Raw genomic sequence first — 16367 nt, 5'->3', positions numbered from 1 at the left:
GGGGCATCGAGCCCCCTCGGCCCGCCCGGGGGCGCTGCCCCCGCCGCCCGTTCCGGGCGCCCCCGGCGTATTTCCGGCAAGATGAAGGGGAAGTCGCGCTTCGGGGGGAAGGATGCGCATAAAAGCGGCACAAGAAGAGGGGCAGAAAGAGAGGCAGGCCTCTGTGCGCTTTCAAACGCTTGCCGGGAGGGCGAAGGCCGATTAATCTTTCATCCACTCCGCGCCTTTGCCGGGCAGTGCCGCGCCGGTCAGGGGCGCTTCGCGGTGCAGCGGGAAGGGGGGCGGGAAATCAGGCTTGAGTTTTTGATCAAATTTTAACAAGCTGACCGGAAGCCCGCCATCAGGGCCGTCGGACGCAAACCGCCCCCTCCTGAACCGGGCGGGGCACCAACAGAGAGAGACCAAGAATGCAAAACCGCTTCGTAGCTGCCGTCGTTGCCGCCGTTCTCGCCTCGGCCGGTGCGGCGCAGGCCCAGAGTGTGAATGTCTACAACTGGTCTGACTATATTCACCCCGAGACCGTCGAGCGCTTCACCGCGGAGACTGGAATCACCGTCAATTATGACGTGTTCGATTCGAACGACACGCTGGAAGCGCGGATGCTCGCGGGCTCGTCGGGCTTTGATATCGTGGTACCGACCGCCGATTTCATGCAGCGCCAGATCGCGGCGGGCGTCTATCAGCCGCTCAACAAGGATCTGCTGCCGAATCTGTCCAACATGGACCCTCAGCTGATGGCGCTGGCTGAGGTGTTTGACCCCGGCAACGAGCATTCGGTGATCTACCTCTGGGGCACCACCGGGCTGGGCTACAACACCGCCGCCGTGGCCGAGCGCATGGGCGATGATTACGAAGTGGACAGCTGGGCGCTGATCTTTGACCCCGAACTGGCCGCGCAGTTCCAGGATTGCGGTATCGCCTGGCTGGATGCGCCGACTGAGATGTTCCCGGCGGCGATGAAATACCTGGGCCTTGACCCCACCTCGACCGATGAGGCTGATTTCGAGGCCGCGGCAGAGCTGCTCAACGGCGTGCGCTCGACCGTGCGCTATTTCCATTCCTCCCAATATATCAGCGATCTGGCCAATGGTGAGATCTGTCTGGCTGTCGGCTGGTCAGGCGATGTGCTTCAGGCTGCCGAGCGTGCCGACGAAGCCGATGCCGGCGTCGAAGTGGGCTATGCGATACCCGATGAGGGCGCGCATCTGTGGTTCGACATGCTGGTGATCCCTTCGGATGCACCGAACCCCGAGGGCGCGCATGCCTTCATCAACTTCCTGATGGAGCCGCAGGTTTCGGCCGATATCGTGAACTACGTCATGTTCCCCAATGCCAATGCCGCTTCGAACGAGTTCATCGACGAGGAGATCCTCAGCGATCCCACCATCTATCCGTCGGATGAGGCGCGCGAGGGTTTCTGGACCCTGCAGCCCTACCAAAGCCGCACCGACCGGATTGTGACCCGCCTGTGGACGCGGGTCCGCACCGGCCAATGACCTTTCGCCCCGCCCGCAAACACCGGGCGGGGCTTTCTCTTTGGCGGACATGTTCATGAGCGATCCAGCACTGGCGGCCAATTCCAGACCATGGCGCGACGCGGCGGCCAAGCCCTTTATATCCATACGAAACATCACAAAACGCTTCGGCGATGTGACCGCGGTCGATGACATCAGCCTCGATATCTTCCGGGGTGAGCTGTTCTGCCTGCTGGGCGGTTCCGGCTGCGGAAAATCCACGCTGCTGCGGATGCTGGCAGGGTTCGAGGCGCCGACCTCGGGCAAGATCCTGATTGACGGTGTGGATATGGCGGGGGTGCCCGCCGACAAGCGGCCCACCAACATGATGTTCCAGTCCTATGCGCTTTTCCCGCATATGAGCGTCGAAAAGAACGTGGCCTATGGCCTGCTGCGCGAGGGGAAATCGCGCAGCGAGGCCTATGCCCGCGCCGCCGAGATGCTGAAGCTGGTCAAGCTGGAGGCGTTGGCAAAGCGCAAGCCGCACCAGCTATCGGGCGGCCAGCGCCAGCGTGTCGCCCTTGCCCGCGCGCTGATCAAACAGCCCAAACTGCTGCTGCTGGATGAGCCGCTGGGCGCGCTGGACAAGAAACTGCGCGAGGAAACCCAGTTCGAGCTTATCCGCATTCAGGAAACGCTGGGTGTGACCTTTATCGTGGTGACCCATGATCAGGATGAGGCGATGACGCTCGCCACCCGCATCGGCGTGATGAATGAGGGCGTTATCCGGCAGGTGGGTGAGCCGCGCGAGATCTATGAAGAACCCAACTCACGCTTTGTGTCCGATTTCATCGGCTCGGTGAACCTGTTTGAGGGGCGGGTGACAGAGACGGGCGCAGTGGTCAGCGTGGACACCGGCGATCTGGGTGTGATGCGCGCGCTGGGGCGCGAGGGGGTGTCAGAGGGCCAGAAGGTCTGGCTGGCCCTGCGGCCTGAGCGCGTGTCGCTCAGCCGCACTCAGCCTGCCGCCGGGGCAGCGCTGAACACGGTGCCCGGCGTGGTCGAGGATCTGGGCTATATGGGCCATATGTCCAACTTCCGGGTGCGGCTGGCCAATGGGCGCATGCTGCGGGCAACGCTGTCCAACCGGCTGCGCGACGAAGACCCGATCACCTGGGACGAGGCAGTTTTCGCAAGCTGGCCGGCCAGCACAATGCGGGTGCTGACCGAATGAGCGCGCTCACCGAGAATGCGCTCTGGCGCGGGACGGCGCGGGTGATGGGCGCGCTGGGTATCAGCGGGCGCACGCTGGTCATTGCCATTCCCATGCTTTGGCTGCTGATGTTCTTTCTGGTGCCGTTTCTGGTGCTGGGCCGGATTTCGCTGGCCGAGGCGATCATCGCCCGCCCGCCCTATACGCCCTTGTGGGAAAGGGGGCCGGACGGCACGCTGCACATCATCGCCACGCTGGATAACTACCGCTTCCTGCTGGAGGATGCGCTTTACCGCAACGCCTATCTGTCCTCGATCCGCATTGCCGTGATCTCGACGGTGTTCGCGCTGCTGATCGGCTATCCGATCGCCTGTTACATCGCCCGCTCGCCCGAGCCGCGCCGCTCGATCCTGCTTTTGCTGGTGATCCTGCCGTTCTGGACCTCGTTTTTGCTGCGCGTCTATGCCTGGATGGGCTTTCTGCGCCGTGACGGGGTGATCAACAACGCATTGATGTCGCTGGGGATCATCGACCAGCCGCTGGTGATGATGCAGACCGATTTCGCGGTCTATATCGGCATCGTCTACACCTATCTGCCGTTCATGATCCTGCCGCTCTACGCCAATCTGGTGAAGCTGGACGACGCGCTGCTGGAAGCGGCGGGTGATCTGGGGGCTTCGCCGATGGTGACTTTCTTCACCGTCACGCTCCCTCTGTCGCTGCCCGGAATCGTGGCGGGCTCGATGCTGGTGTTCATCCCGGCGATCGGTGAATATGTGATCCCGGCGCTGCTGGGCGGGCCGGATACGCTGATGATCGGGCGGGTGCTGTGGGATGAGTTCTTCTCAAGCCGCGACTGGCCGGTGGCTTCGGCAGTGGCGATTGTCATGCTGTTTCTAGTGGTGGCGCCGATCATGTGGCTGCAATCGGTGCAAAACCGGCGGGAGCTGGAGTGATGGCGCGCGGCTGGTTCCTTCCCGTCGCGGTGCTGCTGGGGCTGATCTTCCTCTATTCGCCGATCGTCTCGCTGGTGGTGTTCTCGTTCAACGACAGCCGGCTGGTGACGGTCTGGGGCGGATTTTCGACCCGCTGGTACGGGGCTTTGTTCAACGACGCGCAGATACTGGGCGCGGCCTGGATCAGCCTGAAGGTGGCATTTTTCAGCGCCTGCCTTGCGACGGTCTTTGGCACGCTGGGGGCGTTCGTACTGGTGCGGTTTGACCGGTTCTGGGGCAGGCTTCTGCTGATGGCGATGCTGACCGCGCCGCTGGTCATGCCCGAAGTGATCACCGGCCTGTCGCTGCTTCTGATGTTCGTGGCGACCGAAAACCTGTTCAACAGCTTTTCATGGACAAGCGGGCTGTTCCCCAGCCGCGGGGTGATCACGGTGGTCATCGCACATACCACCTTCTGCGCGGCTTTCGTGGCGGTGATCGCGCAGTCGCGGCTGCGCGATATGGATGAAAGCCTGGAAGAGGCCGCGCGCGATCTGGGGGCAGGGCCGGTGCGGGTGTTCTTTGACATCACCATTCCGGTGATCACCCCGGCGCTGATCTCGGGCTGGCTGCTGGCCTTCACCCTGTCGCTGGATGATCTGGTGATCGCCAGCTTTGTGTCGGGGCCGGGCGCTTCCACCCTGCCGATGGTGATCTTCTCCAAGGTGCGGCTGGGCGTCAGCCCGGATGTGAACGCGCTGGCGACCATCATCATCGCCATCGTATCGGTTGCGGTGATCGCCGCAGGCCTTCTGATGCGCCGCGCTTCCCGTCAGCGGCTGCACTGAATCATTGACCTGAGTGGAAAAAGGACGGGGGCTCTGCCCCCGCCGCCCTTCGGGCGACTCCCCCGGGATATTTTCAGACAGAAAATCAACCCTCTGACCCGCCCCCTATTTTCTGTCTGAAAATATCCTGGGGGTGAATGGGCCGCAGGCCCAGAGGGGGCGAAGCCCCCTTCTTTTGATTGAAAAGAGGGGGGGCGAAGCCCGCTCAAGGGCGCGTGCGCGCTCTTCCCTGTGTGGCATCCGAGCGGTTCAGACGTTGAGCAGCAGGTGCTGGCGTTCCCAGGGGCTGATAACCTGCAGGAACTCCTTGTATTCCATGCGTTTCACCGATTCATAGACCGCGCAGAATTCCGTCCCCAGCACTTCGCGGATGGGCTGGCATTCCTCCAGCAGGTCCAGCGCATCGCCCAGCGTGAAGGGCAGCTCGTCTTCCGCCAGATAGGCGTCGCCCTTGTATTCCGGACGCGGCTCCAGCTTTTCCATCATCCCCAGATAGCCGCAGGCGAGGCTGGCGGCGATGCCCAGATAGGGGTTGCAATCCATGCCTGCCAGCCGGTTCTCCACCCGCCGAGACGCCGGGCTGGAGACCGGCACGCGGATGCCGGTGGTGCGGTTGTCGCGCCCCCATTCCAGATTGATGGGCGCCGCGAAATCCGGCACATAGCGGCGGTAGCTGTTCACATAGGGCGCCAGAATCGCGATCACGGCGGGCAGGTATTTCTGCATGCCGCCGATGAAGTGGTGGAAGAGCGCTGTCGAATTGCCCTCGCCATCCGAGAAGATATTCGCGCCGGTCGAGGCATCGACGACCGAGTGGTGGATATGCATTGCCGAGCCCGGCTCACCCTCGATTGGTTTGGCCATGAAGGTGGCGAAGGTCTTGTGGCGCAGCGCGGCCTCGCGGATCAGGCGTTTGAAATAGAACACCTCGTCGGCCAGCGACACCGGGTCGCCGTGGTTCAGGTTGATCTCGATCTGCCCGGCGCCACCCTCCTGCAGGATGCCGTCGATCTCTAGCCCCTGTGCTTCGGCGAAGTCATAGATATCGTCGATGACCGGGCCGTATTCATCGACTGCCGACATCGAATAGGCCTGCTTGCCGGCCGCCGGGCGCCCGGTGCGGCCCATCGGCGGCATGATCGGGTTGGCCGGGTCGGTGTTCGGCGCGACGAGGTAGAATTCCATTTCCGGCGCGATCACCGGCTTCCAGCCCTCGGCCTGATACAGGTCCATGATCCGTTTGAGCACATTGCGCGGCGCCACCTGCACCGGGTTCCCTTCCTGATCCATCACGTCATGGATCACCTGCAGCGTCACATCCGCCGTCCAGGGCGCGGCCGAGGCGGTGGAGAAATCAGGCCGCAGCACCAGATCCGGCTCGGTGAAGGAGGAACCCGGGCGCTCGGCCCAGTCGCCGGTGATGGTTTGCAGGAAGATCGAATCCGGCAGGTAGAATTTATCCTGCTTGGCAAATTTCGAGGCCGGCATGGCCTTTCCGCGCGCAACGCCGGCAAGGTCGGGGACGATGCATTCGACCTCATCGGGCTTGCGCCCGGCGATGTAATCGCGGGCAGCTTCGGGTATCAGCTGGGTCCAGTCGGACATGGGGTGATCCTTCGATCGGTTGAGTGTTCTCAGTCTCGGTTCTGTTTGAAAAAGGCAGCGATGCGCCTGGCGATGTGGGGGCTGTCAAGCGGCGCGCCCAGTTTTTCGCGGGCTTCATCCAGCACCGCGTCAGGGACCACACCGCGCCCCCGTGTATCGATCAGCCCTTCGACGAATTCATCCGCAAACTCGGGATGCGCCTGCACTGAGAGGCCACGGGTATCATAGGCCAGCCCGGCATACTGGCAGAACGGGCTGCTGGCGATGGTCTGTGCGCCCGGCGGCGGGCTGGTGACCTGATCCTGATGCCAGGCGTTCATCGCCAGTGTCTCGCCGTCGAAATCGTATTGCGTGGGCCCCACCGACCAGCCGCCCTGATACTTTTCGACTGTTCCGCCAAGCGCCTGCGCCATGATCTGGTGGCCAAAGCAGATGCCCGCAACCGGCACCTTCGCCGCAAAGGCATCGCGGATCAGTTGCTCAAGCGGTTTGATGAAGGGCAGGTCCTCATAAACCCCGTGGCGCGAGCCGGTGATCAGCCAGCCGTCGCATTCGGCGGGACTGGCGGGAAATTCCATATCCACCACGCGGTAGGTGCGGAAGGTAAAGCCGTGGCCTGCCAGCAGGCGGGTGAACATATCCGGGTAGTCGCCCTCGTCGCGCAGGGGCTCGGGGGCGTAGCCGGTTTGCAGGATGCCGATCAGCATGTCATTCCTCAGACGGTATCAAGGTAGAGCTCAAGCGCTTCCTCGGGGGAAAGCTCGGCCATATAGCGGATTTCCTGGCGCTTGGTGCGCACCAGATTGTCGATCATCTGTGGCGCGAAGATGCGCGCCATCTCGGGGCTTGCCTCGAACGTATCGACTGCGTCCTGCCATGTCACGGGGAGTTGGGGCAAATCGAGGCCATAGGCGTTGCCGGTGATCGGCTGCGGCGGGGTCAGCTTGTCCTCGATGCCGATCAGGGCCGATCCCAGCACGGCGGCCATCATCAGATAGGGGTTGATGTCACCCCCGGCCACGCGGTGTTCGATCCGGCGTGCCTTGTGGCTGCCCGAGGGGATGCGCAGCGCCGAGGTGCGGTTTTCATAGGCCCAGCTGATGCCGGTGGGGGCGTGGGCGCCGGGCACCATGCGCTCATAGCTGTTGGCATGTGGGGCCAGCAGCAGCACCGAGCCGGGCATGGCCTTCATGCAGCCCGCAACCGCCTGGCGCAGAAGGTCGGTGCCCTTGGCGCCGCCATCGTCGAACAGGTTGCGCCCCTCGGAATCGGTGACCGAGAAATGCATATGCATGCCGTTGCCGGGCCAGTTGTCATAGGGTTTTGCCATGAAGCTGGCGGCAAAGCCGTGGCGGCGCGCCAGACCGCGCGCCAGCATCTTGAAGAGCCATGTATCATCCGCCACCTTCAGCACGTCATCGCTGTGCAGCAGGTTGATTTCGAACTGCCCGATCCCGGCCTCGGAAATGGCGGTGTCGGCGTCGATATCCATCTCTTCGCAGGCGTTATAGAGATCGGTGAAGAAATTGTCGAACGCATCAAGCGCGCGCAGCGCCAGCGTGTCGGCACCAGGCCGCCGCTTGCCCGAGCGCGGCGAGGGCGGGACACGCAGCTCGCGCCCCGAGTCGTCGATCAGGTAGAATTCCAGCTCGGTCGCGCAGACCGGGCGCAGGCCAAGGGCATGGAACTTCTGCACGACACGGGCAAGGGCATGACGCGGATCGCCCTCATAAGGAGTGCCGTTTTCATGAAACATCCAGAGCGGCAGAAGCGCAGTGGGTGCCTCCAGCCAGGGCATCGGCAGGAAGCCGCGCTCGGTCGGTTTCAGCACTCCGTCCACATCACCCGATTCGAAGACCAGCGGGCTGTCCTCGATGTCTTCGCCCCAGATATCGAGGTTGAGCACCGAATAGGGAAAGCGGGTGCCCTCCTTGACGATCTTGTCGGCAAAGCGCACCGGAACACGCTTGCCGCGCGCCTGACCGTTGAGATCGGCGGCAGCAACGCGGATGGTTTTGACGTCGGGGTGATGGCGGAGCCAGTCACGCATGGTTCACCTGATGTATTGCGGGCTGAACCGAAGCCGGGCGCGCGCGGCCCGGGGAAGATGACGGTTCAGTCGCCGGTTGATAAGCCCGAACAGACCGATCAACACGAGCGTCAGCAGCACGAAGTAGAAGGCCGCGATAGGGTAGGCAACGAACGGGTTGAAGGTCTGATCGGCGAAATAGCGCGCGTAGTACAGGGCGTCCCCCATCTGCTGCCAGGCCGGAAAGGCCGAGAAATAGACAAGGGCGGTGGCATGGAACAGGAATATCGCCTCATTGGTATAGCTTGGCCAGGCAAGGCGCAACATGGTGGGCCAGACAACCCGGCGAAACCGGGCAAAGCCGGTCAGGCCATAGGCATCGGCGGCCTCCAGATCACCCTTTGGGATGGCCTTGAGCGCGCCGTGGAAGATTTCCGCCGAATAGGCGGCGGTGTTGAAGAACAAAACCAGCAGCGCCCCGGCCCATGCCCGCGTCAGCCACTGGGTGTCAATGGTGATGGTGGCGAACAGCAGGGGGATATCGACGCCGGTGCGGGGCAGCAGCGAGAGGGCCTCATAGGCGAAGAAGAACTGCACGAAGAGCGGCGAGCCACGGAACAGGAAGATGAAACCGCCCGCCGGTTTGCGCAGCCAGGCGCGCGGGCTGGACTTGGCCAGTGCCAGCGCGGTGGCAAGGAAGAAGCCGACCACAAGCGCGAAAACAGCGAAGTAGAGGTTCCAGATCAGGCCCGAGGCGATCAGGAAAAGCTGGTCGCAGAAGGTGATCTCCATGCCGCGTGGCAACAAGGCATCGCCGTGCTGGCGGCCCATGGAGCGCAGGATCAGGCCCTGAAAGCTTTCTGCGCAGCTTCTCATGCGCCGGCCCTCCGCAATGCTTCACCGCCCGCCGTGGCCTGCCCGTGACTGACCCGCGCCATCAGCCGGTCAAACACCTTCTGACTGAACCATGTCAGCGTCAGGTAGAAACACAGCACACCAAGGAAATACCACACCCGCCAGTCAGGATGCGGATAGGCGAACAGGCCGGTTTTCTGCCCGCCCAGCTCCCGCGCCCAGAAAACGATATCCTGAATGCCCAGCAGGAACAGAAGCGGCGTGGCCTTGGTCAGGATCATCCACAGGTTCGACAGGCCGGGCAGGGCAAAGACCCACATCTGCGGCAGCAGCACCCGCCGGAATGCCTGCGCGGGGGACATGCCATAGGCCTCGGCGGTCTCGATCTGGGCGCGGGGCACGGCGGCCATGGCCCCGTGCAGCGTATTGGCGGCGAATGCGCCGAAAACCAGCGCGAAAGCGATCAGGGCCAGCGTGAAGCCCCAGATGTCATGGATCCATGATGCCGAGGACGACAGCGGAAATTTCGCCTGCGCGCAGACCACAAAGTCATTGCCGCGCCGGACAGGTTCTGACCAGTCAGGGCAGCGCCATTTGTGCAGCAGGTATTCCAGCGCCTGATCCAGCGCCAGCGGCACGAACAGAAAGAAGATGATATCGGGCACGCCGCGCACCATTGACACATAGACCGTGCCCACCGCGCGGAACGGCGCAAAGCCCGAGCGCATCGCCAGCGCCCCCAGAAAGCCGAGAGCCAGCGCCATGGGTGCGGCAAGCGCCATCAGCAGCAGCACCACCAGCACTGAGCGATACATGGCGACATGGGTCGCCGTCGTCAGATAACAGGCGAACCACTGCCAGTCCGGCAGCACCGAGGGGTCTGTGCAAAAAGGGAACATGCGCGCGGCAGGTCAGCACCCCCCGGCGCAGGCCGGGGGGTGTGTCTTTCGGATCAGTCGAACAGCGGCACGTCGTCGCCGAACCATTCCACCAGCATTTCATGCAGCGAGCCATCGGCCTTCATCGAATCGATCGCAGCGTTGAACGTGGCGCGCAGTTCGTCATCCGACTGGCGGGTACCCATGCTGATGCCCTGACCGGGGGGCATCACGGTGTCCAGAAACACCAGCTCCCCGCCCGAGTCGCGCTGATAGGTCAGCAGGAAATCACGGTCAGCCAGCACCGCATCGGCCACGCCCGAGCGGACGGCGGCGATGGTTTCATCCGGCGTGGGAAATTCGATCAGCGTGGCGGCGGTATCGGCCACCATCCCCGATTGCACGGTGTTCGACTGTGCCGCGATCACGCCCGATTCCATCACCGAAGGGTCGGTCCCGGCCAGCGCCATATAGGCCGACGGGTCGGGCCGCTTGTAGGCCTGGGTGAACGAGATCACTTCGGCGCGCGCCTCGGTCGCGTTCATGCCGGCCATGATGGTGTCATAGTTGCCACCCACCAGATTGGGGATGATCGTATCCCAGTCGTTGATCACCCATTCGCAGGTCAGCTCGGCGCGCAGGCACAGCTCATTGCCCAGGTCGATCTCGAACCCGACCAGCTGATTGGCCTCGTTGAGGTAGTTGAACGGCGGATAGGCACCTTCGGTGCCCATGCGCACAACCTGCTGCGCCATTGCGGCCGAGGCGCTGAGCGCCAGAACGGCAAGGCTGAGGGACAGTTTTTTCATCATACACTCCATGTTGAACGTTTTTTGGTTTTGATTGCCCAGGGAAGGTTCACGCAGGCTGCGTGGCCCTGAGAAATTGTTGCAGACGCGTCGATTTCGGCGCGCCGAACAGCGTTTCCGGCGGGCCCTCTTCTTCGATCAGACCCAGATGCAGGAAGATGACATGGTCTGACACATCCGCCGCCAGCCGCATGTCATGGGTCACAAGAATCATCGTGCGCCCCTCTTCGGCCAGCGCCTTGATCACGCGCACCACTTCCTGCTCCAGCTCAGGATCAAGGGCCGAGGTGGGCTCGTCGAACAGCAGCGCGCGCGGCTCCATGCAGAGCGCGCGGGCGATCGCGGCGCGCTGCTGCTGCCCGCCGGACATCTGCGCGGGGTACACATCGGCCTTGTCGCCGATGCCGACCTTGTCGAGCAGCGCGCGGGCGCGGGTCTCAACCTCGGCACGCGGCTGGCGCAGCACGGTCAGCGGCGCTTCCATGACGTTCTGCAGCACGGTCATATGCGACCAAAGGTTGAAGCTTTGAAACACCATGGAAAGATTGGTGCGGATGCGGGCGACCTGCGCGCGGTCGGCGGGGTGACGGTGCAGCCCGGTGCCGCGCCAGCGTACCGGCTCCCCCTCGAACAGGATTTCGCCTTCCTGGCTGTCTTCCAGCAGGTTGCAGCAGCGCAGAAGCGTGGATTTCCCCGACCCCGAGGAGCCGATGAGCGAGATCACCTTGCCCGGCTGTGCCGTGACATCGACCCCCTTGAGAACCTCAAGCTCGCCATAAGACTTGTGCAGGCCGCGAATCGCGATGACCGGAGTCTGATCCGGCAGGGGCGAGGCGGCAAGGCTGGATGCGGTCACGAGGGGCCCATCAGATTTGATCATATTCTATGCAGTAGGACGCAAATCACACCGGAATGCAACGGGGGATCGGCGATTCTGTCAATCGAAACCGCGAAAGCGGTGGTGCAAAGTCGGCGTAATCACCCATGCGAGGAAAAATCCGGCGACATAACCGCCCAGATGCGCCTGCCACGCGAGCAGCCCGCCGACCATCAGCCACAGCACCACATTCATCAGCACCAGCCCCGCCATCATCTGCCAGAACGGGCCGAGGGGCGCGTGTGCGGCGCGGCGGCGCTGAAAATCCCAGAACTGGGTGGCGCCGAACAGGCCGAACACAGCCCCCGACGCCCCCACCATCGGCCCCGGTGAGGCCGACAGCAACGCGAATGCCGCCGCACCGCCCGCCGCGCTGAGCATATAGAGCAGCAGAAAGCCCCGCTGGCCCAGCCGCGCCACCGCGTCGCGGCCCAGATGCATCACCATCAGCATGTTGAACAGCAGATGCAGAAAGCCGCCGTGCAGGAAGGCATAGGTGAAGAACATGGCCACCCGCTGCCCGGGATAGATCGGCGCCCAGTCGCCCAGCAGGCCGGGCCAGAACGCGCCGTGCAGAATGGCGGTGCGGCGCAGGCCCGTCAGGTTGAAAAGCGGCGTTTCCACCAGCGTCAGCGCAACCTCGGGCAACGCGCAAAGCGCGACGATGAAGAGCACGACAGGGGCATGCCGGTCAGCGCCGGGGCGGAAATTCTGCGACATGGCACAGCCATGACAGGGACAGCGCGGGCGTGCAAGGGGCCTCTGGGGTGCCGCCCGTGGCCTGGGCGGGCCGGGTCAGTAGCCGGTGGCGCGAACGACGGCGCGGAAGGTGGCCAGCAGGATGCGCAGATCCAGCCAGAACGAGATGCGCTGCAGGTATTTGCGGTCCAGCATGGCGCGGGTGTCGAAATCCTCGTCATTGCGCGCGCTGACCTGCCACAGGCCCGAAAGGCCGGGGCGCAGGGCCAGATAGGCTTCCGGATGCAGGTAAAGCGGCATCTGATCGCTCAACATGGGGCGCGGGCCAATCAGGCTCATATCGCCGCGCAGAACGTTGAAAAGTTGCGGCAATTCATCCATCGAGGTCTTGCGCACCAGCCGTCCCAGCGGGGTTACACGCGGGTCATTTTTCAGTTTCTGGTTGCGGTCCCATTCGGCCTTCAGGGCCGGGTCGGCGGCAAGACAGGCCGCCAGCTTGCCCTCGGCCCCCTTGACCATGCTGCGCAGCTTGAACATGCGAAAGACGCGTCCGTTGCGGCCCAGCCGGGGCTGCGAATAGAACGGATTGCCGCTTTCAGCCCAGAGCGCGAGCGCCAGAAGCACCAGTGCCGGCGCCGAAAGCACGATCAGCAGGGCCGAAAGTACCATGTCGATCCCGCGCTTGGCACGCGTGGCATAGAACCCTGCCGCCGCCGGTTGTGATGCCCCTTGTGCCGCATGCTGCGGCGCGAGAAAGGCGGGGGCGGGCCCTGCCTCGGCCAGCGACGGGGACAGTGGCTGTGTCAGGCCAGTGAAGAAAATGGCAAACTGCGCGCCGGTGTTCAGGACATCCGGCGCAGGATGCCTGGTGAGCGCTCGGATCTGAAAGGACATGAAGACACCCGACGGTTGATATCCGGACCGCCCCGAAACTACCCTGCACCCGGGAGGTGCGGCACTGGCCCGATCCTTGCCACTATTTAGACAAATTTGCGCACCGAAATAGACACATTGTGGCGGGTCCGAGGGTTATTTTATGGAAATAAACTGTTTCCATTATGGAATCCCTGCCTGAGAAGCCGGTATCGTTGCAAAATGCCATAAAATTCCGACATGATGCCGCCTTGTGTCGCAAATTGGGAAACGAATTTCCGGCGCCTGCCAGTAGCGCGCCGTATCCGGCCGCGTAAGTAAGGCAATATAATGGCAAAATGGGGGCGTTCAGTGCAGAGAGAGAATCAGCTGCCCGGCCATGCGGGCTGCCCCGAAAGCGCCGCGAGAATTTGGTATTGTGGCCAAAGTTGATTTATAGAGCTTCCCATGCCCCGCGAACCGGCGGGCACCGTTGGATCGGGCATCAATGCAGGCGCTGAGCTACTATCTTGACCATTTCGGATTGAAGGAACGGCCGTTTTCCCTGACGCCGGACCCGGAATTCCTGTTCTGGTCGCCCGAGCATCGCGGGGCGCTGGCGATGCTGGAATACGGGCTGGGCACCCGCGCGCCGATCACATTGCTGACCGGCGAGATCGGCGCGGGAAAGACCACCCTGATGCATCATTTCATCGGTACGCTGGATGAGGATATCACCATCGGCCTCATCTCGAACCCGCGACCGGGGGTGAATGACATTCTGCGCCGGGTCTGTGCGGCGCTGGGGCTGACGGGGGCAGCGCAGGCGGGGCCAGGGGGTGACGACAGTGCGACGCAGTTCGGGCTGGTGCAGGATTTCCTGCTGGAAGAGCATCGCCAGCACCGCTCGGTGCTGATGATCATCGACGAGGCCCAGAACCTGACCCGCGAGGCGCTGGAAGATCTGCGGATGCTGACCAATATCAACGCCGGCAAGGACGAGGTGCTGCAACTGTTGCTTGTCGGCCAGCCGGAGCTGCGCGACATGGTGCGCCGCCCGGACTTGATCCAGTTCGCGCAACGCATCGCCGCCAGCTACCATATTCCGCGCCTTGGGGCCGATGGGGTGGCGGGCTATATCGCGGCGCGGCTGCGCCTGGCGGGGGGCAGCGCGGGGATCTTCAGCCTTCAGGCGGCCGGGCTGATCCATCAGGCCACCGGCGGCACGCCGCGTCTGGTGAACCAGCTTTGTGATCTGGCGCTGACCTATGCCTTTGCCGAAGGGGCGAAAGTGGTCAAACGTACGACGGTCGAGGCCGTTCTGCGCGATGGCGTCTTCTTTGCTGCCGGGCGCGAGGTGCTGGGCGATACCGCCTGAACCGGGCGGGGAAGGCGCCGCAAGGGGGCTTTCCCGGCTGCGCAGGCCGGGCATCGGGCTTGACTTCGGCCCCCACAAGGGGTGTATCGCGGCCTGAACGCCTTCCCAGCGAACGGAGCCCATGATGCACGCCTATCGCAGCCATACCTGCGCTGACCTCAATTCCGCGCATGTCGGCGCAAGCGTCCGGCTGTCCGGGTGGGTGCACCGGGTGCGCGACCACGGCGGCGTGCTGTTCATCGACCTGCGCGACCATTACGGCATCACCCAGCTGCTGGCCGACAGCGACAGCCCCGCTTTCGCCGCGCTTGAGAAAGTGCGCGCGGAATGGGTGGTTTCCATCGACGGGGTGGTAAAGGCGCGCGACGCCTCGCTGGTCAATGCAAAGATCCCCACCGGCGCGATCGAGGTCTATGTGCAGGGCTTGCGCGTGCTGGGGCAGGCCGATGAGCTGCCACTGCCGGTTTTCGGCGAGCCGGAGTATCCCGAAGAAACACGCCTGACCTACCGCTTCCTCGACCTGCGGCGCGAGACGCTGCACAATAACATGATGCTGCGCTCTCAGGTCGTCCGCTCGATCCGCAACCGGATGTGGGATGCGGGCTTCAACGAGTTCCAGACGCCGATCATCACGGCCTCCAGCCCCGAAGGTGCGCGCGACTTTCTGGTGCCCTCGCGCCTGCATCCGGGCAAGTTCTACGCCCTGCCGCAGGCGCCGCAGCAGTTCAAGCAGTTGATCATGGTGGCCGGGTTCGACAAATATTTCCAGATCGCGCCGTGTTTCCGCGACGAAGATCCTCGCGCTGACCGCTCGCCGACTGACTTCTACCAGCTTGATATGGAGATGAGCTTTGTCGAGCAGGAGGATGTTTTTGCGGCCATCCAGCCGGTGGTGCAAGGGTTGTTCGAGGAATTCGGCAAGGGCCGCCGGGTCGATGCCGACTGGCCGCGCATCCCCTATGCCGAGAGCCTGCTGAAATACGGCACCGACAAGCCCGACCTGCGCAACCCGATCGAGATGCAGGTGGTGAGTGAGCATTTCCGGGGGTCAGGCTTTGCGATCTTTGCGAAACTGCTGGAGAACGCGGGCACTGAGGTGCGCGCCATCCCCGCGCCGGGCGGCGGGTCGCGCAAGTTCTGCGACCGGATGAACGCTTTTGCGCAAAGTCAGGGGCTGCCGGGGATGGGGTATATCTTCTGGCGCAAGGGCGAAGACGGCACCATGGAGGCCGCGGGCCCGTTGGCCAAGAACATTGGCCCTGAGCGGACCGAGGCGATCCGGGTGCAACTGGGACTGAATGAGGGCGATGCGGCATTCTTCCTTGGCGGCAAGCCCGAGCAGTTCGAGGCGGTCGCCGGACGCGCGCGCAGTGAGATTGGCCGCGAGCTGGGGCTGATTGACGAAAACCAGTTCAAATTCGCCTGGATCGTCGATTTCCCGATGTATGAGAAGGATGACGAGGGTCGGATCGATTTCTCGCATAACCCGTTTTCCATGCCGCAGGGCGGCCTGGAGGCGCTGAACGGCGACCCGCTCAAGGTGCTGGGCTATCAGTATGATCTGGCCTGCAACGGCTATGAGCTGATTTCGGGCGCGATCCGTAACCACAAGCCGGAGATCATGTTCAAGGCGTTTGAGCTGGCGGGCTATCCGGCGTCGGAGGTCGAGAAGCGGTTCGGCGGCATGGTCAAGGCCTTCCGCTATGGCGCGCCGCCGCATGGTGGTTGCGCGGCCGGGATCGACCGGATTGTGATGCTGCTGGCGGATGAGGCGAATATCCGGCAGGTGATCATGTTCCCGATGAACCAGCGCGCGGAAGACCTGATGATGGGCGCGCCCTCGGAGCCGATGAACGAGCAGCTGCGCGAGTTGCGCCTGCGCGTGGTGCCTTTGGAGAAGTGACGGGGCGAAGCGGGGGGCTGCCGCCCCCCGCA

General features: G+C 63.4%; 15 protein-coding genes. 6 read left to right on the top strand and 9 right to left on the bottom strand.

Features of this window, described 5'->3' with window-relative positions:
* Window positions 1-407 precede the first annotated feature (407 nt).
* The 4 genes from V7Q53_RS21505 to V7Q53_RS21490 are packed head-to-tail and all read left to right on the top strand — an operon-like array spanning window position 408 to window position 4450.
* A complete protein-coding gene (locus V7Q53_RS21505; RefSeq protein ID WP_333830921.1) occupies window positions 408-1496 on the top strand; it encodes a polyamine ABC transporter substrate-binding protein in 1089 nt (362 codons plus the stop codon).
* Window positions 1497-1551: 55 nt separating this feature from the next.
* Window positions 1552-2688, top strand: coding sequence for an ABC transporter ATP-binding protein (locus tag V7Q53_RS21500; RefSeq protein WP_333830920.1), 1137 nt, complete (start codon window positions 1552-1554; stop codon window positions 2686-2688).
* A gap of 44 nt (window positions 2689-2732) precedes the next feature.
* Window positions 2733-3623: an ABC transporter permease subunit gene (locus V7Q53_RS21495; RefSeq protein WP_333830923.1), complete on the top strand. Its 891-nt coding sequence runs from the start codon at window positions 2733-2735 to the stop codon at window positions 3621-3623.
* Window positions 3623-4450 (top strand): ABC transporter permease subunit, encoded by an 828-nt coding sequence (locus V7Q53_RS21490; RefSeq protein ID WP_333830919.1) that lies wholly within the window; start codon window positions 3623-3625, stop codon window positions 4448-4450. The genes V7Q53_RS21495 and V7Q53_RS21490 overlap by 1 nt, the downstream gene beginning before the upstream one ends.
* A gap of 249 nt (window positions 4451-4699) precedes the next feature.
* Here the strand turns inward: V7Q53_RS21490 and V7Q53_RS21485 are convergent, their stop codons facing one another.
* From V7Q53_RS21485 to V7Q53_RS21445, 9 genes are all read right to left on the bottom strand, one after another.
* Complete coding sequence (locus V7Q53_RS21485; RefSeq protein WP_333830918.1) at window positions 4700-6055, bottom strand: glutamine synthetase family protein; 1356 nt, start codon at window positions 6053-6055, stop codon at window positions 4700-4702.
* A gap of 29 nt (window positions 6056-6084) precedes the next feature.
* Window positions 6085-6762 (bottom strand): type 1 glutamine amidotransferase, encoded by a 678-nt coding sequence (locus V7Q53_RS21480; RefSeq protein WP_333830917.1) that lies wholly within the window; start codon window positions 6760-6762, stop codon window positions 6085-6087.
* Between the two features lie 8 nt (window positions 6763-6770).
* Entirely contained in the window at window positions 6771-8105 is a 1335-nt protein-coding gene (locus V7Q53_RS21475; protein WP_333830916.1) for a glutamine synthetase family protein, read from the bottom strand.
* A gap of 3 nt (window positions 8106-8108) precedes the next feature.
* On the bottom strand, window positions 8109-8960 hold the full coding sequence (locus V7Q53_RS21470; protein ID WP_333830915.1) for an ABC transporter permease: 852 nt from the start codon (window positions 8958-8960) through the stop codon (window positions 8109-8111).
* A complete protein-coding gene (locus V7Q53_RS21465; protein WP_333830914.1) occupies window positions 8957-9838 on the bottom strand; it encodes an ABC transporter permease in 882 nt (293 codons plus the stop codon). The genes V7Q53_RS21470 and V7Q53_RS21465 overlap by 4 nt, the downstream gene beginning before the upstream one ends.
* Before the next feature lie 53 nt (window positions 9839-9891).
* Window positions 9892-10626: a transporter substrate-binding domain-containing protein gene (locus tag V7Q53_RS21460; RefSeq protein WP_333830913.1), complete on the bottom strand. Its 735-nt coding sequence runs from the start codon at window positions 10624-10626 to the stop codon at window positions 9892-9894.
* 49 nt (window positions 10627-10675) lie between these two features.
* A complete protein-coding gene (locus V7Q53_RS21455; protein ID WP_333830922.1) occupies window positions 10676-11452 on the bottom strand; it encodes an ABC transporter ATP-binding protein in 777 nt (258 codons plus the stop codon).
* Window positions 11453-11563: 111 nt separating this feature from the next.
* A complete protein-coding gene (locus tag V7Q53_RS21450; RefSeq protein WP_333830912.1) occupies window positions 11564-12223 on the bottom strand; it encodes a rhomboid family intramembrane serine protease in 660 nt (219 codons plus the stop codon).
* Between the two features lie 75 nt (window positions 12224-12298).
* Window positions 12299-13096 (bottom strand): sugar transferase, encoded by a 798-nt coding sequence (locus V7Q53_RS21445; RefSeq protein ID WP_333830911.1) that lies wholly within the window; start codon window positions 13094-13096, stop codon window positions 12299-12301.
* 466 nt (window positions 13097-13562) lie between these two features.
* Between V7Q53_RS21445 and V7Q53_RS21440 the strand changes: the two genes are divergently transcribed.
* Both V7Q53_RS21440 and aspS read left to right on the top strand, forming a co-directional pair.
* Window positions 13563-14432 (top strand): ExeA family protein, encoded by an 870-nt coding sequence (locus V7Q53_RS21440; RefSeq protein WP_333830910.1) that lies wholly within the window; start codon window positions 13563-13565, stop codon window positions 14430-14432.
* Between the two features lie 124 nt (window positions 14433-14556).
* On the top strand, window positions 14557-16335 hold the full coding sequence (aspS, locus tag V7Q53_RS21435; protein ID WP_333830909.1) for an aspartate--tRNA ligase: 1779 nt from the start codon (window positions 14557-14559) through the stop codon (window positions 16333-16335).
* Window positions 16336-16367 lie beyond the last annotated feature (32 nt).

The organism is Pararhodobacter sp. (assembly GCF_036802785.1).
Lineage (GTDB): Bacteria > Pseudomonadota > Alphaproteobacteria > Rhodobacterales > Rhodobacteraceae > Pararhodobacter.
The sequence above is the reverse complement of the archived record's forward strand: the minus strand, read 5'-3'. Positions and strand labels throughout refer to the sequence as shown.